The sequence below is a fragment of the Haloarcula salinisoli genome, assembly GCF_019599405.1.
GTDB classification, from domain to species: domain Archaea; phylum Halobacteriota; class Halobacteria; order Halobacteriales; family Haloarculaceae; genus Haloarcula; species Haloarcula salinisoli.
In genome coordinates this window covers 135,425-161,641 of the sequence record NZ_RKLQ01000004.1, presented here as the reverse complement: position 1 = coordinate 161,641, position 26,217 = coordinate 135,425, and the positions used below count along the sequence as shown (strand labels likewise).

The 26,217-nt window shown below is 55.7% G+C and carries 21 protein-coding genes and 7 pseudogenes; 15 read left to right on the top strand and 13 right to left on the bottom strand.

Annotation, left to right across the window (positions count from 1 at the left end):
* Positions 1-135: 135 nt before the first annotated feature.
* Both EGD98_RS17980 and EGD98_RS21210 read right to left on the bottom strand, forming a co-directional pair.
* A pseudogene (locus EGD98_RS17980) lies at positions 136-753 on the bottom strand (cytochrome d ubiquinol oxidase subunit II); the annotation flags it as partial.
* Positions 746-2,070, bottom strand: a pseudogene (locus EGD98_RS21210) (cytochrome ubiquinol oxidase subunit I). The pseudogenes EGD98_RS21210 and EGD98_RS17980, both read right to left, overlap by 8 nt.
* 188 nt (positions 2,071-2,258) lie before the next feature.
* Between EGD98_RS21210 and EGD98_RS17970 the strand changes: the two are divergent.
* The 3 genes from EGD98_RS17970 (at position 2,259) to EGD98_RS17960 (ending at position 4,269) form a co-directional block, all read left to right on the top strand.
* A complete protein-coding gene (locus EGD98_RS17970) occupies positions 2,259-2,822 on the top strand; it encodes a plastocyanin/azurin family copper-binding protein (protein ID WP_220589769.1) in 564 nt (187 codons plus the stop codon).
* A gap of 103 nt (positions 2,823-2,925) precedes the next feature.
* The gene (locus EGD98_RS17965) at positions 2,926-3,678 is read left to right on the top strand and encodes a DUF7260 family protein (protein ID WP_220589768.1); all 753 of its coding nucleotides are present in this window, start codon (positions 2,926-2,928) and stop codon (positions 3,676-3,678) included.
* A gap of 405 nt (positions 3,679-4,083) precedes the next feature.
* Complete coding sequence (locus tag EGD98_RS17960) at positions 4,084-4,269, top strand: DUF7333 family protein (protein WP_092635601.1); 186 nt, start codon at positions 4,084-4,086, stop codon at positions 4,267-4,269.
* 206 nt (positions 4,270-4,475) lie between these two features.
* On the opposite strand, the gene EGD98_RS17955 is transcribed toward EGD98_RS17960, so the two are convergent.
* The 5 genes from EGD98_RS17955 to EGD98_RS17935 all read right to left on the bottom strand — a co-directional run bounded on the left by EGD98_RS17955 (position 4,476) and on the right by EGD98_RS17935 (position 8,622).
* Positions 4,476-5,630 carry a multicopper oxidase domain-containing protein gene (locus tag EGD98_RS17955; RefSeq protein ID WP_220589767.1) on the bottom strand — a complete coding sequence of 385 codons (1,155 nt, stop codon included), beginning with the start codon at positions 5,628-5,630 and terminating at the stop codon, positions 4,476-4,478.
* Positions 5,631-5,798: 168 nt separating this feature from the next.
* Entirely contained in the window at positions 5,799-6,524 is a 726-nt protein-coding gene (locus EGD98_RS17950; protein WP_220589766.1) for a CPBP family intramembrane glutamic endopeptidase, read from the bottom strand.
* A 98-nt stretch (positions 6,525-6,622) separates the two neighbouring features.
* Entirely contained in the window at positions 6,623-7,066 is a 444-nt protein-coding gene (locus tag EGD98_RS17945; protein WP_137685090.1) for a disulfide bond formation protein B, read from the bottom strand.
* On the bottom strand, positions 7,047-8,033 hold the full coding sequence (locus tag EGD98_RS17940) for a thioredoxin domain-containing protein (RefSeq protein ID WP_220589765.1): 987 nt from the start codon (positions 8,031-8,033) through the stop codon (positions 7,047-7,049). Before EGD98_RS17940 ends, EGD98_RS17945 begins: the two co-directional genes overlap by 20 nt.
* A 103-nt stretch (positions 8,034-8,136) precedes the next feature.
* Positions 8,137-8,622 carry a COX15/CtaA family protein gene (locus EGD98_RS17935; RefSeq protein ID WP_236039609.1) on the bottom strand — a complete coding sequence of 162 codons (486 nt, stop codon included), beginning with the start codon at positions 8,620-8,622 and terminating at the stop codon, positions 8,137-8,139.
* Positions 8,623-8,823: 201 nt separating this feature from the next.
* Between EGD98_RS17935 and EGD98_RS17930 the strand changes: the two genes are divergently transcribed.
* The 5 genes from EGD98_RS17930 to EGD98_RS17910 all read left to right on the top strand — a co-directional run bounded on the left by EGD98_RS17930 (position 8,824) and on the right by EGD98_RS17910 (position 13,204).
* Positions 8,824-9,786, top strand: coding sequence for a transcription initiation factor IIB (locus tag EGD98_RS17930; RefSeq protein ID WP_220589763.1), 963 nt, complete (start codon positions 8,824-8,826; stop codon positions 9,784-9,786).
* A gap of 437 nt (positions 9,787-10,223) precedes the next feature.
* Positions 10,224-10,601 carry a winged helix-turn-helix domain-containing protein gene (locus EGD98_RS17925; protein ID WP_220589762.1) on the top strand — a complete coding sequence of 126 codons (378 nt, stop codon included), beginning with the start codon at positions 10,224-10,226 and terminating at the stop codon, positions 10,599-10,601.
* Positions 10,598-10,876, top strand: a complete 279-nt coding sequence (locus EGD98_RS17920; protein ID WP_220589761.1) for a DUF7521 family protein — start codon at positions 10,598-10,600, stop codon at positions 10,874-10,876. Before EGD98_RS17925 ends, EGD98_RS17920 begins: the two co-directional genes overlap by 4 nt.
* A gap of 262 nt (positions 10,877-11,138) precedes the next feature.
* Positions 11,139-11,828, top strand: coding sequence for a metal-dependent transcriptional regulator (locus EGD98_RS17915; protein ID WP_413229601.1), 690 nt, complete (start codon positions 11,139-11,141; stop codon positions 11,826-11,828).
* Between the two features lie 140 nt (positions 11,829-11,968).
* The gene (locus EGD98_RS17910) at positions 11,969-13,204 is read left to right on the top strand and encodes an Nramp family divalent metal transporter (protein WP_220589814.1); all 1,236 of its coding nucleotides are present in this window, start codon (positions 11,969-11,971) and stop codon (positions 13,202-13,204) included.
* Positions 13,205-13,694: 490 nt separating this feature from the next.
* Here EGD98_RS17910 and EGD98_RS17905 read toward each other — a convergent pair.
* A pseudogene (locus tag EGD98_RS17905) lies at positions 13,695-14,417 on the bottom strand (IS4 family transposase); the annotation flags it as partial.
* Positions 14,418-14,474: 57 nt separating this feature from the next.
* Here EGD98_RS17905 and EGD98_RS17900 point away from each other — a divergent pair.
* Positions 14,475-14,624, top strand: a pseudogene (locus EGD98_RS17900) (ISH3 family transposase); the annotation flags it as partial.
* 434 nt (positions 14,625-15,058) lie between these two features.
* Here EGD98_RS17900 and EGD98_RS17895 read toward each other — a convergent pair.
* Positions 15,059-15,496 carry a DUF7996 family protein gene (locus tag EGD98_RS17895; protein ID WP_220589760.1) on the bottom strand — a complete coding sequence of 146 codons (438 nt, stop codon included), beginning with the start codon at positions 15,494-15,496 and terminating at the stop codon, positions 15,059-15,061.
* A gap of 1 nt (position 15,497) precedes the next feature.
* Positions 15,498-18,197, bottom strand: a complete 2,700-nt coding sequence (locus EGD98_RS17890; protein WP_220589759.1) for a heavy metal translocating P-type ATPase — start codon at positions 18,195-18,197, stop codon at positions 15,498-15,500.
* A gap of 232 nt (positions 18,198-18,429) precedes the next feature.
* Between EGD98_RS17890 and EGD98_RS17885 the strand changes: the two are divergent.
* The 3 genes and pseudogenes from EGD98_RS17885 to EGD98_RS17875 form a co-directional block, all read left to right on the top strand.
* Positions 18,430-18,730: pseudogene (locus tag EGD98_RS17885) on the top strand (hypothetical protein); the annotation flags it as partial.
* Positions 18,685-18,960, top strand: coding sequence for a transposase (locus tag EGD98_RS17880; RefSeq protein ID WP_236039607.1), 276 nt, complete (start codon positions 18,685-18,687; stop codon positions 18,958-18,960). The pseudogene EGD98_RS17885 and the gene EGD98_RS17880, both read left to right, overlap by 46 nt.
* Positions 18,961-19,375: 415 nt before the next feature.
* Complete coding sequence (locus EGD98_RS17875; RefSeq protein WP_220589758.1) at positions 19,376-20,047, top strand: halocyanin domain-containing protein; 672 nt, start codon at positions 19,376-19,378, stop codon at positions 20,045-20,047.
* A gap of 54 nt (positions 20,048-20,101) precedes the next feature.
* Here the strand turns inward: EGD98_RS17875 and EGD98_RS17870 are convergent.
* Positions 20,102-20,982 (bottom strand): annotated as a pseudogene (locus EGD98_RS17870) (IS1595 family transposase).
* Positions 20,983-21,364: 382 nt separating this feature from the next.
* On the opposite strand from EGD98_RS17870, the gene EGD98_RS17865 reads away from it, so the two are divergent.
* From EGD98_RS17865 to EGD98_RS17855, 3 genes and pseudogenes are all read left to right on the top strand, one after another.
* Complete coding sequence (locus tag EGD98_RS17865) at positions 21,365-22,219, top strand: CPBP family intramembrane glutamic endopeptidase (RefSeq protein WP_220589757.1); 855 nt, start codon at positions 21,365-21,367, stop codon at positions 22,217-22,219.
* A 123-nt stretch (positions 22,220-22,342) separates the two neighbouring features.
* Positions 22,343-22,489 (top strand): annotated as a pseudogene (locus tag EGD98_RS17860) (ISH3 family transposase); the annotation flags it as partial.
* 253 nt (positions 22,490-22,742) lie between these two features.
* On the top strand, positions 22,743-24,494 hold the full coding sequence (locus tag EGD98_RS17855) for a cbb3-type cytochrome c oxidase subunit I (protein WP_220589756.1): 1,752 nt from the start codon (positions 22,743-22,745) through the stop codon (positions 24,492-24,494).
* A gap of 173 nt (positions 24,495-24,667) precedes the next feature.
* On the opposite strand, the gene EGD98_RS21335 is transcribed toward EGD98_RS17855, so the two are convergent.
* On the bottom strand, positions 24,668-24,820 hold the full coding sequence (locus EGD98_RS21335) for a twin-arginine translocation signal domain-containing protein (RefSeq protein WP_220589755.1): 153 nt from the start codon (positions 24,818-24,820) through the stop codon (positions 24,668-24,670).
* 48 nt (positions 24,821-24,868) lie between these two features.
* Positions 24,869-26,128 carry an outer membrane protein assembly factor BamB family protein gene (locus tag EGD98_RS17845; protein ID WP_220589754.1) on the bottom strand — a complete coding sequence of 420 codons (1,260 nt, stop codon included), beginning with the start codon at positions 26,126-26,128 and terminating at the stop codon, positions 24,869-24,871.
* Positions 26,129-26,217 lie beyond the last annotated feature (89 nt).

Sequence of the window (26,217 nt, the reverse complement as noted above, 5' to 3'; positions counted from 1 at the left end):
CTGGTCGCGACTCGTTTACTCCCCTGAAGGCGATCGTGTGTATCCTCGCGGAACGGGAGTTGGCTAACCTCAACATTGTCTTATTCTTCAGTTGTAAATAACGTGGCGATCAATTGGTTCATTCACGTTATAAGAAAGAACGCCGACCGAGACAAGCGTCGTGACGAGGTAGGCGATCAGACTGAGCGGCCCACCAACTGCTGTCCTAAGGAGTCCACCTATGAGGCCGACGATCGTGAGGACAAGGACTGTGACACCACCGAGGACCCCTACTGGGGTGATGAGCCCAGTCGCTCCGACCAGCCAGTTCATCACGAACAGCCCCAGCAGAAACGGCGTCACGGTACTCCCGATGACGAACGAGTAGCCCCAGAGTGTCCGCCAGCGGTCGTCTTCACGCTCCTCGTACATCTCGGGGGCGAGCCCTCGGAGACCGAGTGCGGCGAGAATCGCGAACATCAACAGATAGTATCGGCTGAAGAGATTCGCGTAGACGGACGGAAACGCCGCGAATAGTGCTCCACCAAAGACGACGAGCCAGACCTCGTTCCCGTCCCAGAACGGCCCGGCAGCCGCCAACAGCCGTTCTTTCTCGTGCTCATCGGTACGGGTCGCAAACAGGACGCCTACGCCGAAATCGAAGCCGTCGAGAAAGAGGAACATCCCGAAGATGAAAAACAGCAGCGCGAACCAGAGCTCGGCGAGCGGTAATCCGAATAGCGGCTTCGTAGCCAGCGTTCCGACGTTAGTCACTGGACATCACCTCTGACTCTTGAACGTGGGCAGCATCACTCTGCGTGAGTTCGTCTTTTGATGGCGGCCCCGCTCGGATGATACGACCGACAACGTATCTGTAGAGGCCCAGCAACAGGACGTACCCGGTGACGATCCAGCCGACTTCCACGGCGAGGAACCCTAAGAGAGATGAGGCCATCAAAGCCTTGTGTAATCGGTCGTCCTCGAAGAGTTCCCCACGAAGAGTTCCCCACGCCACCATCGATAGGCACCCCAGACGGCCAACAGGATGAACCAGAAGCCGAGCGCAACCATGATTCGGAACGCCCAGAAGACGATCGCCACTGGTGGGGCTTTCGTCGAGAAGGATTCGAGGCCACGTATTGTCGCCTGTGGGTTTCCGCCACTCGCGAGCCAGGATGCTCCCCCCGGGATGCCGATGCCAAATACCTCTTTCGTCCGTGGTTCAGCAGGTCGTTGACGTCCGTGGGGAACGCGACAATATACTCGGGGACGTAGGAGTCTGTTTCCCAGAGGGCTTCCATCGCGGCGAATTTCTGGGGTTGGGTTTCAGAGACGTGGCGGGCATACTCATCGCCCTGAATCACCTGTAGTGGAGCCGTGATGAGGAGAACAACGAGCGCGATTTTGAGCGTCTTCTCCCAGACATTGATGTGTTCAATTGGGTAGCCCCAGACGTGGTGCCGGAACACGTAGTAGGCGGCGACGCCGGCCATGAAGAGCGCGACCGATTCGACGGCCGCGTTCTGCATATGGATGAACATATAGGGGAACCGCGGATTGAGATAGGCTGCGAGCGGGTCGGTAAGCTTCACAATTCGCTGACCGTTCTCCACGACGATTTCGAACCCACGCGGCGTCTGCATACACGAGTTCGCGATGAGGATCCAGACGGCCGAGAGCCAGGTTCCGAGTCCGGCGGCAATACTCGACAGAAAGTATAGACGGTCCGAAACACGTTCGCGGCCGAAGATGAAGATCCCGAGGAACGTCGCTTTGAGCATGAACGCCATCATCCCTTCGAGAGCGAGTGGACCACCGAACAGCTCTCCGGCTGTTGTCGAGAACGCTGCAAAGTTCGTCCCGAATTCGAACTCGAGGACGAGTCCCGTTACGGTGCAACGACGAAACTCACTGCGAAGATGCGCGTCCAGAACCGTCGGAGTTGCTCGTAGACTGGCTTCTTGATGCGGATATCTTTCCACGTGAAATAGATGAGAAACCGGGCGAGACCCATACTCATCACCGGGAAGATGATATGGACGATCGTAGTGAGTGAAACTGGAGACGGCTCGCAAAAACGGGATCAACCACCAGTCTCACCTCGACAGATGTCTCTTTTGGTCTGAACGATGATTCGCAGATTGGGTGAAAAATGGACCGCTGTCGGACAGAATGCCATCACTCCGACTTTGCGATTTCGGTACGTCAAATGAGGGCGGTGTCCTATGTATTGGGAATCCGCGTTAACCCCTTTTGCTGGGGCCTTTGATAAGCGAGACATGGAGCGTCGACGGATACTCAAGACAGCCGGGTTTCTCGCTACAGGTGGCGTAACCAGTCTCGCAGGATGTAGTAGTTCAGGGAACGGAGATGGTGGCGGTGAGCCAACCACGACTGAAACGCAGGAGACAGCTGGTGGGTCCGGTGGCTCAAATACCGTCATGATGGTTACTGAAGGGAGCGAGTATTATTTCGACCCCCTCGGTCTGTTCATCGACTCCGGGGAGACAGTCACGTTCGAAATTCAGAGTGGGAGTCACTCGGCAACTGCCTACAAACAAGGAACGAGTTCAGCAGAGGTGACGCGGATTCCCGAGGGAGCAGAAACGTTCAATAGCGAAATCCTGAGTGAACAGGGGGCAACGTTCGAGCATACGTTCGAGACCACGGGCACGTACGATTATTTTTGTATCCCGCACAAGTCCCTGGGGATGGTTGGTCGGATCGTCGTCGGCGAACCAGGCGGTCCCGCGGAGGGGAGTATGCCGCCGGACGGAGACGTTCCCGAAAGCCAGACCATCGTCGATCAAGGCAGCGTCTCGTACAGCTCATTCTCCGGATAGGCGGCCGCGTATACTGCGAGCTGTGCGCTCCGGAATCGCTTGTACACCATATGGCCGACATTAACTGTGCTTCGGACCGACAGTATGGAGACATACGCTGTCGATGACGCTCGCACAAGGCTCGTGGCCGACATACACGGATGCTGCCCTCGATAGCGTTCGGCGAGAACGACGCGAGGTCGAACGCGAGTGTCAAGCTTTCAAACGGTTTCGCCAGCGTATTCAGACCGTCGAAACACAGACTCCTCGGTTCGAACGGTCCGTTGTTGGAGTGAAGCAGAACTTTATATCCGAAGAGAAGTCGATCCGTGATACGATCGAGCCGTGGTATCATGATACTGTGATGGCGGTCGACCACTACGGCGACGTGTACGGTGATTCGTTCGAGGCGAGCCTCAGTGCCGAATTCGGGGTCGATGTGTTGGTTCTAATCTCGGAAGCGACTACGTTCTCACCAGTCATCAAACAACGACTCCTCGAGGCCGCACAGCAGTGTTTTGACAACCGCCGGGTCTTTCTGGAGACTCTCCAGGATGAATTCACTACGCTCAAAGACGTGCAATCTACAGTTCAAGAGATTCGAGAGGCGATAGTAGAACTTGATTCTACGGAATTACAAGGGATCTCAGATACTGAGCTGACCGACCGATACGACACGCTCAACACGTTGAATGATGAATGTAAGAGTTGGATCCAGCAACGGCAGGAGGAAATCCACGCTCATCGAATCGATCGGTCGGCAGACGTGGATGCCCACACTGACCTCTGCTCGTATCTCTATGAGGGTCTGGAGGTTGATTATCCGGTATTGGCGACGTTTGTCGATATCTTGGAGATTATCTCCCAATATGAGTAGTCCCCCGTTTCACCTCCTACTCAGTCGTTATCTACGGCGAGGCGATATGCTAAGGATCCCCGTGATGTACAGCGAATTCATCCGAAAGAAGCACTTGCTTGTTGGCTTGTTTCGGGGTTTGTCATGCCCTTGGATCCGTTTGGACTGACGCCTCGCTCCGGAATGGGGTACGTGTTCTAGCGAGGATACCAGCCACCGCGCCCAACGATGGGGTTAGAAACTAATCCCCAGCAAGGATTTTCCCGAGGGCTTGCGGCTTACGGAATCTGTTGAAGTCGGTAGACTCTAGCAGGATTGGCAAATACATGCCGCTGATATAGAGCATCCATATGGCAGCCGATTACTGCCGGTTTTCAGCAAATCTACTTTATTAACGGTTTTGTCTATCCGGTCACAACAGTACATATGGAATTCGACTTTGTGCGCTCGGTGGCTCCCCTTGTCGTAATTGTCGCCGTCGCGGCGATTGCGCTCACGACCGTGATGACCTCCTCGACAGTCTTCATGATGGTTCTGCCCTCAATGATCGTCTTCTCAGTCATCGCGTTCTTCTTCGGAATGAAACACGGCGAGTTCCGCGCCAGTCCGTAACAGGCCGACCCAGTCGGCGAAATTCGCTGGGTTTCGGTCCATGCTAGCCCCCAGCTGGTGCTGATTCAGATTTATTTCGATGACCGGTTCGCAGTCCTACCGACGGCTGTTTCAGCGGGACGGTGTCGAACCAACAGGAGTCCACCAGGGGCGGTTAACCACTATCGTTCAGTTAGATCCAGTCCTGGTTGTCGTATAGAACGTCTCTACGCGGTGTAGCCGGCGTACTCCATAAGCTGGTTGAAGATGTCCGTATCCATGACGGACCGATAGACCACGCCGGTGAGCATCCCACCAGGATAGAACGTGCCGTTCATGACGTGGTTGACCTTATGGCAGTGCATCAGGTAGATGCCGGGGTCTGCATCGGCAGTAAATTCGATTGTGTGTCGTTCAGCAGGGGCAACGTTCGTGACGTCCATGTCGTGTCGGGCAGCCTCCGGAATCGTCCCGCCGTCCTTTTCGACGCGCTGGAAGCGGTGGTTATGGATGTGCATCGGGTGCGACATGTACCCACCGTTGACGAGGTGGATACGAACTGAGTCGCCCTCGTCGACGATGATCGGCGACCCTTCTTCGGGGTGCAGCGTCCGGGGAGCGCTCTTCCCATTGACGGTAAACACGTCCGGGTTTCGACTTGCCGAATTGTAGGTGAAGTCCGCCTCACCGGCCCACTTCCGTGGAACCCGTGAATCCCAGTCCTTGATCGTCATGAAGTATTCGCGGTCCGCCGGTTCGTAGCCTTCGGGATCGACTCGGTAGACCCCGTACATGCCCATGTCGATATGCCGGTGGGTCTGGAAGTGACAATGGTAGAAATGCGTCCCAGGGACGTTAGCGGGAATTTCGTAGGTATGTGTCTCCCCTGGCGGGACCTGAATGCCGGTCGTCGTTGGGACGCCATCGTTCTCCCACGTCTTGCGAACCCCGTGGAAGTGAATCGTGTGGGGACGTCGACCATCGGTGTTGTCGAGTGTCACCTCCATCGCGTTACCCTCGGTCGTTCTGAGAATTGGGCCGGGGACGCTGGGGTCGTTGTCGTCGGCCTGGAACGCCCAGACGCGTGGGAATTCGACGGGCCCACCCATTGTATCGAGCGGGTGGACGGCGTGTCGGGCCTGCTGAGTCTGCATCGTCACTTCGCCGCCCTGCTCGTCGACGTTGACGACTGTTGGAGGGCTGGTGTAGGGGAGATCAGGCGAGTCAGTTTGTGCCTGCGTGGGGGTACCGCTCGTTGCTGCTGGCTCGTTGGTTCCGCCCGCAGAACAGCCTGCTAACGAAGCGAGACCAGTCGCGCCAGTTGCCGCGAGAAACTCACGCCGGGACAGTCCGGTTCCGGGTGCGCCGAAACGTGTAGTCATGATACACTCGGCAGTTTGGTTGGCCTAAATATAGGGCGACTGCGGTGTCCCAATTCACGGGACAACGCGTGGATATGTTCGGCAAAAGGTGAATGGAGATGGCGGCTTTTTACCTACACTTGTTCGTTGTTAGGAGTTCAAAATTGGGGCGACAAAGTGGTCAGATTTTCAGAGTCCGCCCGTGGACGACAGATATACTCCTGCGAACTGCACCGCGTTATACGTCCCGTGAATCACAGCTGGTACTGCGAGATTGTCCGTGTACTCGTACGCTACTCCCAGTACTAGAGCCAGGACGAATGCGATACCGATGTACACCAGTTTGCCTTCCCCTGACAACGAGAAGAGATGGATCGATGCAAACAGAGCGCTTGCCAGGACGATTGCACGGGCCGGATGGAGACTTTCACGGAGGGTACCTTGGACGAGCCCCCGGAACAACAGTTCTTCTCCTGGACCGACCAACAGGAATTGAAGCGGAATCAGAAGAAGGAACACACTCGGATTTTGTCGCCCGACCTCGACGATCTGATTCTGAGCCGAGTTCAGACCGAGGGCCGTGATTACTGAGGACGCCACAAAGAGCAACCCAAGGATCGCTATACTCCCCCCGACAATCACCGCCCCATCACGCTTGTCAGGGAGACGAACTGGAACGAATCCAAATCCGAGATCACGGCCTTTGAGATAGAGGACAGCGATGCCCCCAAACGTCACTCCTTGGAGGAAGAACGTACTCACAACTAGCCTGAGGGCTGGACGTGACGCGAGGTCGACTCCGAACAACCCGACGACCGTCGCGACGGCAAGGATTACGATAGCCCCCGCGACGTATGACCCATATGTGAGACCAATCGCCGAGGCGACAGAACGGAAGCGAGATATCGACGACATTAATCAGATGTGAGCGTAGGGCTCCACCCTACAAGCTGGCTTCGATAGGTCGATTCCGGCGCTGTTCATTCCAAGACATCCCGCGGTAGTGATTTTATTCATAGCTGACGTTCAGGTTCAACGAGGTTCGATCCAGCGAGGACTGTAATTGTAACGAGCACGAACGCGATCAGTGAGAGATTCGGAATCGTAAGTCCGAGTACCGGAGCCTGCCACTGGACGACTGCACAGGGGCCAGCAAAGGTGCATGAGGCCGTCGTTGCTTGGAGTACGGAGTGATATCCCGCGATTGAAGCTCCCACCACGGATAGTGGCACGACTGTTCGCCAGATTGTGTTGTGGCTCTCGAGAGCGGCAACGCCAAGAACGACGACAAGCGGATACATGAGGATACGTTGATACCAGCAGAGGGTACACGGAACGAGACCGAGGCCGAGACTGAACCAGAGACTTCCGAGAGTCGCAACTGCCGCGACACCTGCTCCGCCTGCAAGCCAGAATCGTCCGTCGGACATCCATGACTCAGTTTGATCCAGCTGCATCTTCGATCAACTGTCTTGTTCGCTCTTCGTTTCCGAGTGGATTGACCGTCGTGCCATCGATGAGGAGCGTGGGTGTGGCGTCGACACCGGTATCGCTCGCAGCCCTGTCAGTCGCCCGCAGCACGTCGTCGTACTGGTTTTCTTGGATCGCCGTGCGGATCGACGCCGTCTCGGAGACGCCTGCGGCCTGAGCAAACTCGACCAGTCTCTCGGCGGTCGCCCACTGGTCGCTCTCGGGTGGCTGATTCCGGAACACGTATTCGTGGAACGCCCAGTACGAGGCTGGCTCGGTGTTCCAGACAGCTAACCCGGCTTGGCCGGCTGCGGGTGCATCGGGGCCCAGAAATGGGTCGCCACCGATATATGCGAGATTGCGGAACTTGAGCGCGATCGTTCCTGGTTCCACGTAGTCCGTCACGAGTTGTGAAAGCATCTCCGTACTGAACTGGGCGCAGTACGGACACTTCCAGCTCCCGAAGTATGTGACCGTGACATCGGCATCAGCAGACCCCATCGTCGCATACCGGGATTCGCTAGGCGAGTCGGGAATCGGGGCAGTGGCGACGGCGCCCGTATCACCTCCAGCATTCGCACCGCCCTCCGGTTCAGTACTCGTATTGTTAGAGAGAGCGGTGGCGCCGATCACGAGACCGGCAGTGGCGGCACCACCGCCGGCGAGGAGAAGCTGTCGGCGGGTCAGTCCTCCGACAGCAGCTCCGACACCTCCCTCGGAGAGCCGCTCTGAGAACGTGCGTGAATCGACGGCTGCGTCCGCCCGTTTGTAGTCCACACGTGAGAGGTCGTCGGGATGAGCGGCGAGCCAATGTCTGTAGAGCTGCTCGTCAGTCTCGTCACCGAGTTGTTCACCACAATAATGGCAGGCGCTGTGAACGTTCCATGTGTGGTCACGCGCTGCTCCAGATGTTTCGAATTGATCTGTACAGATGGGGCAGGTATGGGCACTCATTCGTGATCACTACTCCAGGTGGCAAATGCATAGGCTTCGTGTTCTGCTCTCATAGTGAGCTGAATTGTCGCTCTCTGAGGTATTTTTCATTCTCAGGTTGTCATTAGCGGCGGAGATATGCGACGAGGAAGGTCGTCAGGAGACAGAGGAGAATAAGAATTGCCATGCCGAGATGAGTCGTCACGATGATCGGTTGGAGATTTTCGGTGACGGTCAGTCCTCCCAGGATAACCTGTAACGGAAGCAGGACAAGAGCAGCCGTGGCCGACCATTTGACAATCGGAGTATTCCGGTGTGTCACCCACGCTCCCAAAGTCGTAGCGATGATCAGAACCCCGGCCGTCATCGCCAGTCCACGGTGAGCCCACTCTGCGAAGATTTGGAGTGCAGAGTATGGCGAGTTAGTAATGATTTCGGGTTGGAGGAAGGGGACCCACGTCCCGTAGCAGGTCGGCCAATCAGGACAGGAAAGTCCAGCACCGATTGCACTGGTGTAGGCGCCGAGAAGCATTACGATGTACGTCACTAGTAGCGTGAAGCCGGCGATATGCCTGTACTCGACCGGAATCTGTGAAATCGTAGTTCGCATGTCGTCCCAGCGGAGTCGGGCTTGAGACATAATATTGGGAATGGACGCTGACTCGCGGTATGATGAGTTGATGTCTTGGAGACAAAGTGTTTGGCCAGATTCCCAGCTAGTGGGACACCGCCAGCTATTCATTGTGGAGCCGTCCCACGGCACTGGTAAGAAGACCCACGGTTTGTAGGGAAACCCCTATAAGCCGATAGTATGATGTCTCAAGAACATACTCAGGCACGGTCAATAGATGAACGCGACCGTGACGTGAAGTCTGCTAACGACAACACCTGTCCCGAGTGTCAGGGCCATATTACCCGGAACAGCGACAGCGGTGAAGCGACCTGCGAAAGCTGTGGGTTGGTTTTTGAAGATGATCCAATCGACCACGGCCCGGAATGGCGTGCATTCACGTCGGACGAACGCGATGAAAAGAGTCGGGTCGGTGCCCCGACGACGCAGCTGATGCACGATAAGGGCCTGAGTACGACGATTGGCTGGCAGGACAAGGATGCCTACGGACAGGCTGTCTCCGGTCGCAAACGTGCTCAATTACAACGCCTCCGGACGTGGGACGAGCGGTTCCGGACGAAGGATGCCCACGAGCGGAATCTCAAGCAAGCGCTCGGGGAGATCAGCCGCATGGCTTCCGCTCTGGGACTTCCGGAATCTGTTCGGGAAACTGCAGGCGTGCTGTACCGGCGTGCTGTAGAGCAGAACCTGCTCCCTGGTCGCTCGATCGAGGGGATGTCGACGGCGTCGTTGTACGCGGCTGCTCGACAGCATGGAATGCCACGGCCGCTGACGGAGTTCGCCGATGTCAGCCGTGTCGAGAAAATCCGGATCCAGCGAGCGTACCGATATCTGTCCCGAGAACTTGGGCTAGAGATCGAGCCGGAGGATCCTATGCAATATATCCCACAATTTGCGTCATCGCTTGACGTGAGCGACGAAGCAGAACGGCGCTCTCGAGAACTGCTTGAGGTAGCTACAGATAATGCCGTCCACAGTGGGAAAAGTCCAGCCGGGTTGGCGGCTGCCGCGCTGTATGCTGCGACCCACCTCACGAACGAGCAGCTCACACAGGAGACGGTGAGTGAGGTCGCCCACGTCAGTCAAGTCACGATCCGGAATCGATACCAAGAGCTTCTCGAGGTGTACGCGCAGCATGACTGACCGGCCGGTCTTTGCGGGCGAAATACAGCTACGGATATACCAATGACACGTTATCTACTATGACCGAGTTCTCAATACAGACCGAGATCGAAGTATTGGGTGTGCTCGTTGACGAGTCACCTTGCCATGTGGTGGAGATCACTAATATCGTCGATGGGCACCCGATTACTATCGACCAAGGGTGTGCTCATCTCCACAATGAGGGCTGTATTGTTCCGCGCGGGAGGGGTCTCTACGAGATGACCGACGCCGGCGAACAACGACTCGAAACTCAGCAGGAATCATAACGTTTCATAACTGTGTCACTATGTTTACCCTCATTGGATGGACCAGCCATCATCACTCCCCAGCCCGGATCAGTAATGAATACGGGGTGCCGATGGACCCTCTCGTCCATAATCGGACTCCATTTCCCGACGAACACGTATTCTCGAATAATGGGAGATAATTCAGTGTCTTCCGAGGACCCTCCAGGTCTGCAGGATGTCCTCGATGCGCTGGATGATCCCGCATGTCGGACTATTCTCCGGGAAACTATCGAACCAATGACTGCGAACGAGCTCCTCGACGCATGTGACATCCCCAAGTCGACGCTGTATCGAAAATTAGAACTCCTCAGTTCCGCTTCCCTCGTTCGAGAACAAGAGACGATCAATCCTGGAGGTGGACGGGTTACCTACTACGAACGCTCGTTTGAGGACGTCACGATCTCTATGGACGACACAGGTACGTTTTCAGTGAATGTCGATCGGCCGCCCCAATCTACCGACGAACGGCTTGCAGATATCTGGTCGATGATGGGGGACGAAGTATGAATGGCGTCAACATGGCCTTTGCAGTCGTCAAGTTCGTAATCCTGCTTCTCGGTAGCGGGATTACCTACATCGCGTTTAAAGCCTACCAACGGACTGGAGAACATTCGCTACGCGTCCTTGGTGTCGGATTCGGTATTATTACACTCGGGGCAATCCTGACTGGCGTGGCTAATCAGTTCTTTTCTGTCGGATTGGCCCTCGGCGTGCTCACCAACAGCCTATTTGTCGCCCTTGGCCTCGCGGTCATCATGTACTCGCTGTATATCCAGAAATGAACCCCCCTTCCGAATGTTCGCGTTCCTGATCTCCGTCGGGGTAGCTATCTGATCCTTTTCGGCGTGATTCTGTTTGCCCTCACTCATGTGACCAGTGTACTGCCCGCCCCTGCGATTGGGACGGCTTCGGAGACAGATCAGATGTCCTGAACATTGGTCGGGTCTCAGGGGGGTGGCCCAGGGTGGTCCACGTGAGTATCGTAGTAGGAATGGATCCTCTGCAGACAAATATAAGAATTAGGCGGTTCTAATTTACTTATCCATGATGTTGAGTGCCGTCATGGAAGACTATCTCAAAGCGATCTATGTCCTCCAGGCGGCAGCCGATGGGAACGTCAAAACATCGGACATCGCTACGCAGCTGGACGTCAAGCCGCCGACCGTGACGAGCATGCTGAAGAAACTGGCCGAGAAAAACTTGGTCAATCATGAAGCTTATCAGGGCGTCGAAGTCACCCCAACAGGCGAATCCGTCGCACTGGAAGTGATTCGTCATCACCGCTTACTTGAAGCCTATCTCACTGAAGAGCTTGGCTACGACTGGAGCGAAGTTCACGATGAGGCCGACCGGCTGGAACATCACGTCAGCGAGACGTTTATCGACCGACTCGCCACCCGGCTTGACGAGCCGCAAGTCGATCCCCATGGCGATCCGATTCCGAGTACCGACTTGGATCCTGTTGAAGACCCCTCCGGGACAGCACTTATCGACTTTAGCGTCGACGAAACAGTCATTATCCAGCGAGTTCGGAATCAGGATCCCGAGATTCTCCGATATCTCGAGGCAAATGGAATCAAACCCGGAACGCGCGTTACCATCAAAGAGATCACTCCCATCGGAATGATCAGTGTTCAACCTCACTCCTGCGAGACGACCGTCTCCCTGCCGACTAGCGTTGCTCGTTCTATTTGGGCCCAGCAAACCGACGAAGCGTCAACGTCGGTTCCGTGACCGATGTCCCAAGTGGATTAGACTAGGCTAAATCTAAAATTTGATTCGGTGGATATTTTATTAACCACACCTAGCTTCCTTTCAGAGAGATTGTGACTCCAAACTCAGGTGGTGAGACGGGCCCAACAGGTCGCCCGTCACTGCGAGAACTCCTGTACTATGTCGGGCCGGGATTCCTCATAAGTGTCGCGTATATGGATCCCGGGAACTGGGCGACAAATATCTCCGGCGGCGCGAAGTTTGGGACAGCCCTGCTCTGGGTGATCGTCCTTGCGAGTCTGATGGCTATTGGGATTCAGATTACCGCTGCCAAACTCGGAATCGCAACGGGGAAAGGCGTCGCGCAACTCTGTCGGGAACGGTTGCCCAAACCTCTGGTCTGGCCGCTCTGGGCCGCCGCCGAACTTGCGATGATCGCCACCGATATGGCCGAGATCATCGGTGCTGCGATCGGGTTTAGCTTAGTTTTCCAACTCCCTCTAGCAGCAGGGGCGGTCCTCGCCGGAATAAGTTCGTTCGCCCTGCTCGGCATTCGCACGGCCTATCGACGTGGCTTTCGGTGGATCGAGTTCACGATCATGGCACTCGTCGGGGTGATCTCGCTTGCATTCGTCTTTCAGATGGCACTTGCGCAACCGGCTGCCGGGGAAATCGCTGCCGGGCTAGCACCGTCGATCCCGAGCTCGAGTGCGCTGTTTATTGCGATCGGGATTCTCGGTGCGACGGTTATGCCTCACAGCGTGTATCTGCATCCGACACTTGTCCAGGATCGTCGACAACACCAAATCGAAGCTAACGGGGATACGGAAGCTGTTCATCGGCGTCACTTCCGACTGGAAAGCATCGACACGACGCTTGCACTGTTCGGCGCGATGTTCGTGAATGCTGCTATGCTTATTGTCGCGGCTGCATCGCTTCAAGGGACAGGTATTGAAACACTCACCGAGGCGTATGTCACACTCCAAGGAGTCTTTGGCACGAATGCGAGTTTCGCCTTCGGCATCGCGCTCATCGCGGCCGGACTGTCATCATCACTGGTCGCAACTATGGCCGGGCAGACCGTCATGGATGGATTTCTGGACCTCAACGTGAATGTCTGGGTCCGTCGCTCCGTGACGCTCGTCCCGAGCCTCGCCATCGTGCTGGCGGGCTTCGATCCGACGAGTGTCCTTGTGGCCTCCCAAGTTGCACTGAGCTTTGAACTCCCGTTCGTCCTCATCCCCTTGCTCTGGTTCACCTATCAAGAGGACATTATGGGGAGTTTCACGAATAAGACGAGGACGACCTATGGGCTCGCGGTTATTATTGGACTCATCGTCGTTTTGAACGTGTGGCTCCTGTACTCGACACTATTCAGTACTGGAGCGCCTGGATGACTCGATAGCGTTCCAACCAGGGATAGCGTTACAGCAGCCCTGTTGTAACAGCACGGCATAGATTGGTGCTCATCAAGAAGTCAAGCGGTGTTACGGAGAATCAAGGAGAAAGCCCCGCCCTTCAGGGCTGTCTCTTATCCATAAGTTCGCCGAGTCCCAAACGGACGTTTCAGTCGCTTTCAAGCGGGAACTGTGATCGGAAGATCGAGATGAGAAGCGATTCGGTCGGTGATACCGATGGTGGAGAGTTACTGAAGGCGGTAAATGAGATTGGCAAAACCGCTCTATAACGATGTTGAATCTGCAGATACCAGGATTTTCAGTCGTGTTCACCGGTCTCGGAAGCGACTCGATTTGTGGGTAAGAGACAGCGCTTCGAACTGCACGAACGAACCTTTCTGCACCCGGCCACGACTCCGAGTTACTAATCCTAGGCATTCGTCTTTAGTTAAGACTTACACCTCGGTTTTGTAGCGGAAGCGAGTGTCTCTTAGAGTATCGGTCGTTGCTGATGAATCTTCTGAGCCTCCTTGATCAGCCGCGCCAGCAATTGCGGTGGCGAGTAGCCAAGGTACTCTCCGAAATCGTGGAGAAGGAGTTAGGCGTGCAGCTGGAAGGTCGCCGCCCAGCCTTCCGGCTGAAACACGATCTCATCGTCGGCCTGTTCGGTGACTAGGTCCAACAACTCATGACTCACCAGCAGTGATAGCAACGCCGCATACAGCAAGATTTCCACGACACCACAGTTGCTTGTGTCGAATTCGTCCGGTTTATACTGTGTCTTCAGCTCACAGAACAGTGTTTCTACTTCCCATCGTCACCGGTACAATGTCGCTAGATCTGGCGGCAGGAACTCCTCTCTCGGCAGATTCGTTAAGTAGAGGTGGTAGTCGTCGGCGTCCGCAACGAGGACGCCGACGACGTGGAATCACTTCGTGTCCAGCGATCGCGTTCCTTCATACTGTCCACGCTTTAACTCCGCTTCCACCTCTACATCTATGTACTTCCGCGAGAGATCATTGATCATGTCGTGTATCTGTTTGCCTTCCAAGGGAATGACGCCGCGCCATTCCCGTAATTCCGCCGCTATCACCGGTGTGTTCTGCTTCAGCCGACTCACAAAGTAGCCGTCGTTCTTCTCGATCAACGCAAAGCGGCGGTATTTGAAGTACATGCGACCAAATAGAACTAGTCGTCCTTGCAGCCCCGATCCTCAGTACTTCACAAAGCCGGTTAGTTGAGAGGTCTGCTTGCTGAAGTGTGTCCAAAACTGGCGACGCCCCGCCGAGGCGGGCGTCGCCTCTGGAAATGGTCGTTCGAGGAGTTCATCAATATGCTGTGTCGGGCAGCGTGGACGGCTTTCGCGGTGCGTCGGGCCGTCCTCGTAAACCGGCTACCGGACGACCGGTTCCATCGGTAATCACCGACCGAGGACACTGCCTTGTGAGTGGCAACGCTGCCGCGTCGGCGGCTGATCGCCGCCGACAGCGGCAGCTCGGCCTTCGATTAGTGTTCTATGACCACTATCGATGACTCATCCCAACAAAACAGGTGACTCAACTCAGGTCAACTGGCGATGCTTTGTGAGGTGCTGCTCCTGTCTTGAACAGCGCGCTGTCGGCTTGGACAGGCTCCCAAGCGAACACTAATTCTTCAGAACTCGCTATCAGGCACAAATGAATGATAACAAAACTCACGATGACTATAGACGCAAGATCGGAGCGGGTCTGGCAGGAACTACAGTGACCTGAACTGCTTGAGTAGGTCGCTGGTCACTCTCGTTTGGACTGATTTTTTCTTGAGCGCGAGATTATGGGTAAGAGACAGAGTTCTAGAACCAGGTTGTGATTTGAACTATCTCGACTTTGAGGTTTCAGGATTTTCGCAGTTGGATTCCTGGGACGTATTGCCTTCTGTCATTGATGGATCCTGTACTGGCGCCTCAACTGCATTTGCGGTTTCAGACCCATCTTTGTGATTGTCTGTTCTAGTTTCGGACTGTTCCGATTCCTCGGTAAGCGATATATCATGGGCGGAGGGTCCAACGAGGTCCAGCGGGCGAAGCCAAATGAACCAAACGACAACAGTGGTCGTGCCATAACCGAGGATCCAAACGAGATCAGCTACGGCAGGCAGGTTCGTCTGTTCGAGGGTATATACCAATAGACCGGGCCCGATGATCCCAACGAGCACAACGAGGACGACAAACTTCGGGGACGAAAGTCCGAACGGGTTTTTTTGCTGGTCTGCCTCCATATGGGATGTTGCGCTTCCTTCGTTCTCTGGATCCATCTTACTTCTCCGAACCGTTGGTTTCGGTATTTATGTCTGGCGTAATTCGAGAGAGCCGCATCGCGTTCCCGGTGACGGCTGTTGTCATACCGGCGTCACCAATGAGGACCGCTGCCCAAATTGGAACGAAGCCAAAGGGAACCCCCAGTGCAAGCAGACCCTTGGCACCGAGACTCGTCCAGATATTCTGGCGGATCACACTGTTTGCGTCATGCGAGAGGTCGTAGAGGTACGGTAGCTTCGAGAGATCGTCGCTCATGAGTGCGATATCCGCTGTTTCAAGCGCGGTATCCGTTCCAGCTGCGCCCATCGCGACGCCCACAGTCGCCGTGGCGAGGGCTGGCGCATCGTTGACGCCGTCGCCGACCATCGCAACACCATCGTACTGTTCGTCGAGTTCTTTGATTGCCTCGACCTTCTCATCAGGCAGGAGTTCGGCCCGGAACTCGTCGATGCCGACCTCGGTAGCGATTGCCCGTGCAGTCCGTTCGTTGTCTCCGGTGAGCATGATGATTTGCTCGACACCGAGGTCGTGAAGTCGCTGGATCGTCTGCTTCGCTGCGGGTCGGATCTCATCGGCAACAGCGATAATGCCCTCAATTTCGTCCTCGGTTCCGACAAGGACGACGGTCTTCCCCTCAGACTGGAGTTCGGGGACCGTCTCCTCAAGGAGGTCGAGACAGTCATTACGCTCGCACATCTGACGGCTCTTTGTGGTGACGACACCGCCATCGGTCGTGGCGTGGACGTGCGCGAGATCGAAGCCGAGTTCGTCGAAGAACCCAGGCTTGCCCGCGTAGTGCTTCTCGCCGTCAAGATCGGCCTCGACACCCTTCCCGGTGATACTATCGAAATTGTCGACTGTTGGAGTTCCGATGTCGCTTTCGTCAGCAAATTCAACAATCGCCTCGCCGATGGGATGTTCCGACCGCGATTCCAGCCCTCGGGCACATCGGAGGACGTCCTCCTCGCTGTTTCCATTGAGCGAGACGACATCCGTGACTGTGAGTTCGCCTTTCGTGATCGTCCCGGTCTTGTCCATCGCGATCGCTTCGACCGCCCCCATCGCTTCGAGGTGGTTCCCACCCTTGATGAGGACGCCGTTCTTTGCGGCGCTCGTGATCCCCGAGACGACCGAGACGGGCGTCGAGATGACGAACGCGCACGGACACGCAAGCACGAGCAGCGTGAGCCCGTAGACAATGAAAGTCGGCCACGACGCCCCGAATAGGAGAGGCGGGATCACCGCCACCAAGATCGCGAAACCGACGACGGCCGGCGTGTAGTATGAGGAGAACCGCTCGACGAACTGCTCGCGTTCGGTTTTGTTCGCCTGGGCGTCTTCGACCATTTGAACGATACGGGACAGCGTGTTGTCGCCCGCTTCAGAGGTGACCTCAACCTCGAGATACCCCTGTTCGTTGATCGTGCCGGCGTACACCTCGTCCCCCGGTGTCTTGTCGACCGGCACGCTCTCGCCGGTAATGGGGGCCTGGTTGACGGCACTTTCACCATCAAGCACGTCTCCGTCCATCGGGATTTTTTCGCCTGGACGCACGACGACGACGTCGCCGATAGCCACTTCGTCGACGGGAACCGTCACCTCTTCGCCGTCTCGTTTTATCGTCGCCTCATCCGGCGACAGATCCATCAATTCCTGTAGTGAATTCCGAGCACGATCCATCGAATAGCGTTCGAGGAGTTCGGCGATGCTGAACAGGAAGGCAAGCGTGGCGGCCTCGAAGTACAGCGATTCGCCGAAGACGAGACTCGCAATGATGGCTCCACTGATGGCGATACTCATCAACAGGTCGATATCGAGGTTGCGGTTCAGTGCGGAGTAGTAGCCGTTGCGGAAGATGACCTGGCCAGCGACCCCAACGGCAACGAGGAAGAGGATGTCGGCGACAAGCAATTCCCGGCCGACGATCTCGGCTACGAGAAAGTTCTGGCCGGTGAGGAAGAATTCGATGAGGAGTCCGAGAGTGACGAACCCGCCGCTGATCCATGTTTTGATCCCCCTCGAACTTCTCCAGACACTCTCGCGTTCATCGACTGGCCCGTTCTCGGTGTCTGTGTTGTCCGTCGTCGAGTCAGTCACCTCGTAGCCAGCGCTCTCGATTGCCGCTACAATCTGTGGTAGCGAGACGGAGTCGCCATCATAGGTCACAACTACCTTGCCAGTCGTTGGCTGTGTCTCGTAACTCGAGAGTCCCGAGAGGTCATCAAGAGCATTCTCGATTTTGCCTGCACAGGATGGGCAGTCCATTTCAGGAACTGTGAACGTCGCTGCCGTTTCACCCTGGTTCTCGACCGTGTAGCCAGCTTTTTCGACGCGTTCGGCAATCGCGTCTGGCGACGTTCGCTCTCCTTCATAAGAGACAGAGAGAGTCCCTGTCGTCACTTGTGGATCAACGCCCGTGATGCCGTCGAGTTTCCGGACGCTATTTTCCACTTTCCCCGCACAGGATGGGCAGTCCATTTCCGGGACGCTGAACTGTGCAACGTCTCCTTTATTTATCGATGAGGCAACATTATCTCCATCTTCCCCTGTATGGTGTACCTGCTCGGAATTATCGTGAGCATGGTCATGATCGTGGTTATGTGTATCCCCATGCTCATGAGAGTCTTCTCCGTGTTCGTGAGTGTGATCTGATGGTTCACCACTTCGATCGTGGGATCCCTCGTCAGGTGACGTCATTACCTGCGATTAGCTATTACAGACTTATTAAATCAGCTGCTATATAAGCCGGCTAATGTAGTTGTTATTAATAAATAAAATGGTCTAATTTATTAACTTGGCCGTTAATCCGTCTCTCTCCCCGGGCCTCAGTCCGGATTGCTCGATACGCGCTGTGTTTACTCTGCCCTGTTCAATAGCAGTCTTATCGGCTCATATCGCGGAGTAAAAGGCCGAAGCCGAGAAATTGATTCTGTCCACTGAAGGCAACATCCTCGACTTCGTTGAGCAGGGCCGGCGTCTAGCCAAACAAGCGTTAGAGGAGCAGGCGGGCGAGCCCGCCAGCGGAGGGTTCGCCAGCTGAGTCCACGTTGTCTTGCACATTCTTCGACTGCCGCATCCCTTCATCGTACTACCGCCAACGCTCCGGAAACAGCGTTCAGACGTTGAAAGTGGCGACATTGATCAATATGGAATCGCTTGCTGTGCTTGATGTACAAACCTCAACATGCTGGCAACACGACACCAAGACCGGACCACAGGTCGTCCGCCGACCGATCGCACGCCGAAAGAGGTCGAAGCCCTCTACCAGAAACGGTCAGCCATCGAGACAGCCTTCCGATCGATGCGCGAAGCGCGTGCGTGGACCAGTACGACCGATCCGGCAGTCTGGTTGTTGTTCATCCTCGTGAGCTTCCTGCTGCGGAACTCTGAGGGATTGTTCGATGGAGCGTACTCGCCACGCTGCGACGCGGCGGGCGAGCACTACCCGCCTACCTCGTGAGTCTACGGTAAAGTTACTGTAACCATGTTTGGTCTGTGAGTTTTCGATGCAAAAGACGGTCTAGTCCGGATTCTGAGAGGGTCCCTGGGTCTCGGGCTGCATCGGCTGCATAGTCGACCCCTTCAGCAATGCTTTCTAGTTCCTGTTCAACCACAATTTCGGCTAATTTGGCAGCTGTCTCGTCCGAAATCGTGACGCTTGTGTATCCTTCTGGAGGCATAGATACACGTCGAATAGATATTACCGTGAAATTACTGTACTCTAACGTTGACACCGCCCCAGAGACATACTTTCTTAAAATCGCACCCGAAGAAGACTTGTGCGAAAGGAATCTCGGCAATGACGGTTAATCTGGTTGGTGATAGTCAGTGTAATCCAGTGTGCTTATATTTGTACAGTTATGAAATTCACTATTATGAACAGGCGAGAGTTTGTTCGGACAGCTGGGGGCACTACAGCAGGCGTGGCCACGCTTAGTGTCGCAACCGGTTCGGTTACTGCTCAAGAAGAGGGGACTGCTACCGGTGGTGGCAACACGGCACCGGATTTCGGGGGTTTTCTCGACCCAGTCGGGAATTTTAATGGTCCTGGGAGTACCGTTGATGCGACAGGACAGGACACGGTGACGGTCGATGTCGGTGTTCAGGCAAACGGCGGTGCCTACGGGTTCGGCCCGCCTGCAGTCATTGTCGATAACGGTGCGACGGTCCAATGGGAGTGGACAGGAAATGGTGGTGGGCATAATGTCAAGTCAGATGGGGATGGTCCACTTGATTCGGGCAGCCCTGTATCAAGTTCCGGTGTCAATTACGAACACACTTTCGAGTCTGACGGAATTTACAATTACATCTGTGTCCCCCACGAGGGGCTTGGGATGAAAGGATCCATTGTCGTTGGTACAGACTACCCGACCCAGTCACTGGGAGGTGGTGGCGCCGTTGAGATTGAGCCACACAATGCAGGCGTCCCGATTCAGCCACATTTCGTCGGCTTCGGGGCTGGGCTTGCAGTCATCATCCCGCTCATCTTCGCATTTTTCCAGTTGAAGTACGGTGAGTCGCGACACACGAGCGGTGGGAACAGCTGATATTTGCGGGTTCCTGCTTTATTAGGTTCGCTCATGCGTAGCACATTGCTGATTTCACAGCGTCGCTCGGACAGCGTTTTTGAGAGCGTCTTGGCCGGGTTTCCGAAACAGCTCTCGGCGTAGTTGGAACGCTCTGAGATACTGTGTTAACTTGTCTTTGGAGATTCCTCGGTGGGGCGAGAGCCACCGTCGCCTGCGACGCGTGGCTCTCGCAGGTGTTGACGTGAACTTCGTCGTCAGCGTATTCTCCGTCGCGGTGGACGACGTGTTCGCGGTCGAATGCGTCGTCGTCTTCGAGCGGTTCGTACGCTCGAAAGCCGTCGGTACAGACGGTGAGTGACTCCTGCTGGCCGAGCCAGCAGGAGTCGAATCGTCGATTCGTCTGCGGTTTTCGAGGGAATCACGTACCGTTGTCCGGTACCACGGTCGGCGATGATGAAGATCGGTGGCTTATCGCTGCTATACGAACCACGCCCACGCGTGGACAGGCCATGAGAGCGCGACTCCCGGTCGCGCTCGCGGCCTTTCTTCCCGGCAGAGACGTACACTTCGTCGATTTCGACCGGGCCGACGAGATCGAGGGAAGGCGCATCGAGAGCTCTGGCGAAGCGCTTGATGCGCCGGTACATCGTTTTGTGTATTACCTCGATTTCGCACTGTAGTTGGCGAAGACTGGTGTTAAACCGGAGAAACGCATAAATTGAGAACAGCCACCGCCGAAGCGCAACCTTCGAATGAGCGAAGATTGTGCCAGTCTTGTCGTTGAACGTGCGGTCGCAATTCTTACAGAGATACCGTTGAAACTCTCTGTAGCTGCCATTTCTGACCGTCCGGTCAGAACGGCAGCGGGGACAGGTAACACCGTCACGCCAGCGAACCTGTTCCAGCAGGCCCGCTGCGACCGATTCCGACCCGAACACATCTAGCGGAATCATTCGTGTCGGGCACCGCTGGCGGTGCCCTTGTCCTCTTCGACTCCACAGCTACGGCTCAACAGTATCAACAATCTCCTACGCAAGAGCGTATTAGGTTTATTTCTAAGGGCTTCGTTAAACACACATAGTCTCGGTGGATAGCTTCCAAACCCCTGAATCAGTTTCTCTCGGACATGGCCCAGTCAACAAGACAGACTTAATCGCAACGGAGAACTATTGAAATCCTTCGATCTATATTTTGCTTCGCTTCAGGATAGCAGATTTCCCCCAAATGACTAAGATTATTTTCTAATCCGTGCGTGGATATCATTTGACTGTCACGGTTGGGGAATAGATGAGCTTAGGAGATAACTGTTATCAGGGCGTCATCGCTATCTAACGTATGGCAACCACGCCACGCGAGCGGCCTCGACTGCAGTCAGCTATCGCAGTGGTCGCCGCATTCGGGCTCGGGGCCGGGGGTCTCTTACTCGGCTTTGTATTACTTGTGCTGGCGACCACGGGTATCCGTTTGGCTACGGACATCTCATTGTCTGGATTTGGATTTCTCGTTCTCAGCCTCATTTTTATTCAAGGCATCGGCTGTGCTGGGGTGGCTCTGAGTTACTACAAGCTGCGACCAGTCATCACACCCCGCGTCCGGTCACTCTTCAACATCGCAGGGGATGGACAGCCGTTTTATATCCCAGTCGCTGTTCCGTCGCTACGCCAAGTTGGTATGGTGTTCGCAGGCTACGTTGCGGCCATCGGCTGGGTTATGTTTTCGGGCATCATTATGACTGCAATTCAGAACATCCGCGGCCAAGAGATTCAGACGGGGAGCAATGCTGCCGCAGAGCTTGGCCGCTCCAATCCCGAAGTGCTTCTACTGTTAATTCCCGCGTCGATTTTATTCATAGGCCCGGGTGAGGAGCTTCTTTTCCGTGGTGTCGTCCAAGGACGTATCCGTGAGCGGTTCAGCCGTGTACCCGGCATTATCATTCCCTCGCTTTTTTTTGCAGCGTTACACTTTGTTGCCCTTGTGGGTGGCTCGCTACTGGGTAACTTGGTTGTTGTGAGCATTCTTTTTGGGACCACAACGGTGTTCGGAGTCGCCTATGAGTACACCGACAACATCGTTGTCCCATCACTGATACACGGCCTCTACAACGCGACGCTTTTCACCCTCCTATATGTCAGTCTAACACTGAGCGACGAGCTAACACAGCAGGTTCTTCTCAGCTTCCAAGCATTGTAACTCCCCACGAATGTCCGCGATGTGCTCTTCTCTGCGATTATAGAGATGCAAAACAAATACTAGTACCTCGCAAAGCCCGTTAGTTGAGAGGTCTGCTTGCGGAAGTGTGACCAAACAACACAGGCGACGCCCCGCCGAGGCAGGCGTCGCCTCTGGTGGTGGCCATTCGAGGAATTCATTCGTATGGTCACCCGCGCAGCGTGGAACGCTCTCTCCGTTCGGCGGTCGGTTCCAGCGAACCGTCCTCCCGACGGCCGGTTCGAGCGGTAATCACGGCCAGGACGGGCTTCAAGCAGTGGCAACTCTGTCGGAGTCGGCGGCGGACAGCCGCCGACACGACAGCTTTGGGGTAACGTCGGCTAGGAATACGCGTTAACTCCAAGTCCAGCTACCGTTGCGGAGTGAACAGACCCGTCAGAAGCAGTTAGCCGAAGACGATTTGCGGGGTACTGAATATGCCCACTTTCCCATGAGTAACGAGCCCACCGCCTCTTTCATTATGTTCCAGTCCTGAGAACTCATTATGGCAGTAGGAGACTTGGTACTCACAGGAGTGATGGCTGTGCTTCTTGTCAGCATTATGGCCCTTCTGATGCGTGTTGAAAATTGGCGGTCGTACACACCGCTAGCTGGGGGTGGGGCCGCAACCGATGAAAACGCTCCTATCGTTAACCGCGAGAAACCCGCTGGTATCATCCGGTGGCTGACAACTGTGGATCATAAGGATATCGGACTGCTGTACGGGCTATACGGAGTCATCGCCTTTGCCGTCGGGGGTATCATGGCGATGCTCATCCGCGTCCAACTAATCACCCCAGGTGGGGCGATTCTGGGGACAAGCGCTTACAACTCTATCTTGACGAGTCACGGCATCACGATGTTATTCCTGTTCGGAACACCCATCATCGCAGCCTTCGCGAACTACTTCGTTCCCCTGCTCATTGGGGCCGACGACATGGCGTTCCCGCGTATCAACGCCATCGCGTTCTGGTTGCTCCCGCCTGCCGCGCTACTTATCTGGGCGGGATTCTTCCTGGCACCGGTCACTGAGAACATGATAGAGCCGGCACAGACCGCCTGGACGATGTACGCACCGCTGTCGGTTGAACAACAGAATCCTGGGGTGGACTTCATGCTACTGGGACTCCACCTATCTGGAGTCGCGGCGACAATGGGTGCGATTAATTTTATCGCGACCATCTTTACTGAGCGGGGTGACGATATCAACTGGGCGAACCTCGACATCTTCTCGTGGACCATCCTCACCCAGTCGGCACTCATCCTCTTTGCCTTCCCCCTGCTGGGCAGCGCCATTATCATGCTATTGCTCGATCGTAATCTCTCAACGACGTTCTTCACCGTGGAGGGCGGCGGCCCACTGCTGTGGCAACACTTGTTCTGGTTTTTCGGTCACCCCGAGGTGTACATCCTCGTGTTACCGCCGATGGGGCTCGTGAGTCTTATCCTGCCGAAGTTCTCGGGTCGTAAACTATTCGGATTCAAATTCGTTGTCTACTCCACGCTCGCCATCGGCGTCCTTTCATTTGGTGTCTGGGCCCACCACATGTTCTCAACAGGGATGGATCCGCGACTACGGGCCTCTTTCATGGCAGTCTCACTCGCAATCGCGATACCGAGCGCAGTGAAGACATTCAACTGGATCACAACAATGTGGAACGGCCGCCTGCGCCTAACCACCCCAATGTTATTTTGTGTTGGTTTCGTCTCAAACTTCATTATCGGTGGCGTTACCGGTGTCTTCCTCGCCGCCATCCCGGTTGATTTGGTGCTGCACGACACTTACTATGTTGTTGGGCACTTCCACTACATTGTCATGGGTGCTATTGGCTTTGCGGTGTTTGCAGGAATCTACTACTGGTTTCCAATCTTTACAGGGCGGATGTACCAGCGGAAGCTTGGGAAAGCCCACTTCTGGCTCTCGATGATCGGAACCAATATTACGTTCTTCGCAATGCTGGCACTTGGCTACTTAGGAATGCCACGCCGGTACGCCACCTACGCGTTCGATGGTGCCATTGCACCGCTAGCACAGGTTACTACGTTCCAACAACTTGCCACGGTCGGTGCATTCATTCTGCTTGTCGGGCAACTCATCTTTGTCTGGAACCTCGTGCAGTCCTGGCTAGAAGGGCAGAAAATTGAGAACGGCGACCCGTGGAACCTCGAACGTGACGGCATGCTCAACAAGGAATGGACTTGGTTCGACCGTAAACTGGAGACAGCTGTTACTGATGGTGGTGAAGACGAAGAATAGCCAACGCTAACTGATAGCAATAAAACAAAGGAAGCAACGATCTCCTCATGAGAATACGGTCCTGATGACGACAGCCGAGTAATGACTAACATCTCTTTTCAAATATAAGCCCGAATCAAATACCCAATCTTAACACAAGAGACGATTTTTTATTTGAATTGTTAGATTAGATATCAATATCGAGTTCGGTCGGGAAGTGGGCCGCTGGTAGCTGGGCCGAATGCTGTCCCCGCCGCCACTCCGGCCGCGCCTTTGAGGAGCCACCGTCGGGTCGGAGTACTCTCTGTCAGTTGTTTCGGGTCAGGGGTTGTTTGTCGCTTTGGCATCCTACAAATAATCAGACAGAGCTTCGCTGTATGGTGGTTCTGGTCCAATCAACGAATCAGGCCCGACGACGAATAGTCGAGGCTGACCACTCGGCCATCTCCATACCGAACTAGTATCTCAGCAGCGCCGTCGCCGTCGATATCGCGGACCGTCGGGAACGTCCAGACGGGGACGTCGCGCTCGTAGACCGCGAGTTCTGACCCAGAGTCGGCATCAAGGACGGCAACCCGTCCTGTGTTCAATACGCCGACGACTTCCTGCTGGTCGTCGCCATCGACGTCACCTGTCACTGGGGCTGTCGCAGTCGCATCGTCGCTGTCCGAGACCGTCGTCGACCATTCGGTTTCGCCCGTCGCTGCATCGAGTGCGAGGAATCGGCCGGATTGGCCGACGTAGAGTTCAGGGGTTCCGTCGCCGTCCCCGTCGGTCGCCGTCTTGATTCGTGTGTTCGTGAGATCTCGACTCCACTCGGTATCTCCGGTTTCACCATCGTATGCTCTCAGCTCCGACGTGCCAGTGGTGAACAGTTCGACTGCCGGGTCGTCGTCGACCTGCGCGCTGGCAATGGTTGTCGCGGAGCCGTTCCGCTGCCACTCGACTCCCCCATCAGCACTGAGGAGGACAGGGCCTCTGCTCGTCCCGAGGAACACCTCCAGCGTCCCATCTCCGTCGACATCCTCCACGACAGGTTCTTCCCAGACGCTTGCCCGGGACCAGCGCGTGTCATTCAGCGCGACGCGCCACACGACAGTTCCGTTTCCACGGACGACTGCGACGTTCCCCTCGATGTCGCTCGTTACGATTTCCCTCCCGGCAGCCGGGGTGACGTTCGCCACTGTTGGACGGCCATAGCCGTACGTCGGTAGTGACACTCGCCACTCCTCAGAGCCGTTGGTCGCGCTGTAGGCGACGACAGCGTCCTCTGTCGAAGAGACGATGACTTCGAGCGTACCGTCGCTATCGACGTCCTCGATGGCCGGTTCGGTCAGGGCGTGCGTGAAACAGGCATCGGCCGGGACACCTGTTCGCCACATCGTTGAGCCGTCCCCCGGGTCAAGTCGGACGAGCGCACAGGATGTATTCGTGATGGGCGTGTCGCTGTTCGGGACTTCCGCCACCGGAGCGATGATAACCTCTCCGTCGGGTCCGACACCAACGGCGTGGTGATTGACCCTGTTGTCCCGGGGCGTGTCACTCACCCACTGCTCCGTGAGCTCACCGCCGCCTGCGAGCCCTAACCCGACGCCAACGAGCGCAGCGAGCGCCACGAACACCACGACCAGACCCAGAGCCGTCCGACGTCGCATATCCGTTCATAGCCCTGCTGCGTGAAATGCCTGCCTTTCGCTCTGACCGATTCGAGAACCGTACCATGGAGGTTTTTTGGTGGACATCG

Excerpts from the sequence above, each read along its gene's own strand:
- EGD98_RS17970 (WP_220589769.1), top strand. The coding sequence starts at position 2,259 with ATGGAGCGTCGACGGATACTCAAGACAGCCGGGTTTCTCGCTACAGGT.
- EGD98_RS17965 (WP_220589768.1), top strand. The coding sequence starts at position 2,926 with ATGACGCTCGCACAAGGCTCGTGGCCGACATACACGGATGCTGCCCTC.
- EGD98_RS17960 (WP_092635601.1), top strand. The coding sequence starts at position 4,084 with ATGGAATTCGACTTTGTGCGCTCGGTGGCTCCCCTTGTCGTAATTGTC.
- EGD98_RS17955 (WP_220589767.1), bottom strand. The coding sequence starts at position 5,630 with ATGACTACACGTTTCGGCGCACCCGGAACCGGACTGTCCCGGCGTGAG.
- EGD98_RS17950 (WP_220589766.1), bottom strand. The coding sequence starts at position 6,524 with ATGTCGTCGATATCTCGCTTCCGTTCTGTCGCCTCGGCGATTGGTCTC.
- EGD98_RS17945 (WP_137685090.1), bottom strand. The coding sequence starts at position 7,066 with ATGCAGCTGGATCAAACTGAGTCATGGATGTCCGACGGACGATTCTGG.
- EGD98_RS17940 (WP_220589765.1), bottom strand. The coding sequence starts at position 8,033 with ATGAGTGCCCATACCTGCCCCATCTGTACAGATCAATTCGAAACATCT.
- EGD98_RS17935 (WP_236039609.1), bottom strand. The coding sequence starts at position 8,622 with ATGCGAACTACGATTTCACAGATTCCGGTCGAGTACAGGCATATCGCC.
- EGD98_RS17930 (WP_220589763.1), top strand. The coding sequence starts at position 8,824 with ATGATGTCTCAAGAACATACTCAGGCACGGTCAATAGATGAACGCGAC.
- EGD98_RS17925 (WP_220589762.1), top strand. The coding sequence starts at position 10,224 with ATGGGAGATAATTCAGTGTCTTCCGAGGACCCTCCAGGTCTGCAGGAT.
- EGD98_RS17920 (WP_220589761.1), top strand. The coding sequence starts at position 10,598 with ATGAATGGCGTCAACATGGCCTTTGCAGTCGTCAAGTTCGTAATCCTG.
- EGD98_RS17915 (WP_413229601.1), top strand. The coding sequence starts at position 11,139 with ATGATGTTGAGTGCCGTCATGGAAGACTATCTCAAAGCGATCTATGTC.
- EGD98_RS17895 (WP_220589760.1), bottom strand. The coding sequence starts at position 15,496 with ATGGATCCAGAGAACGAAGGAAGCGCAACATCCCATATGGAGGCAGAC.
- EGD98_RS17890 (WP_220589759.1), bottom strand. The coding sequence starts at position 18,197 with ATGACGTCACCTGACGAGGGATCCCACGATCGAAGTGGTGAACCATCA.
- EGD98_RS17880 (WP_236039607.1), top strand. The coding sequence starts at position 18,685 with ATGCTGGCAACACGACACCAAGACCGGACCACAGGTCGTCCGCCGACC.
- EGD98_RS17875 (WP_220589758.1), top strand. The coding sequence starts at position 19,376 with ATGAACAGGCGAGAGTTTGTTCGGACAGCTGGGGGCACTACAGCAGGC.
- EGD98_RS17865 (WP_220589757.1), top strand. The coding sequence starts at position 21,365 with ATGGCAACCACGCCACGCGAGCGGCCTCGACTGCAGTCAGCTATCGCA.
- EGD98_RS17855 (WP_220589756.1), top strand. The coding sequence starts at position 22,743 with ATGGCAGTAGGAGACTTGGTACTCACAGGAGTGATGGCTGTGCTTCTT.
- EGD98_RS21335 (WP_220589755.1), bottom strand. The coding sequence starts at position 24,820 with ATGCCAAAGCGACAAACAACCCCTGACCCGAAACAACTGACAGAGAGT.
- EGD98_RS17845 (WP_220589754.1), bottom strand. The coding sequence starts at position 26,128 with ATGCGACGTCGGACGGCTCTGGGTCTGGTCGTGGTGTTCGTGGCGCTC.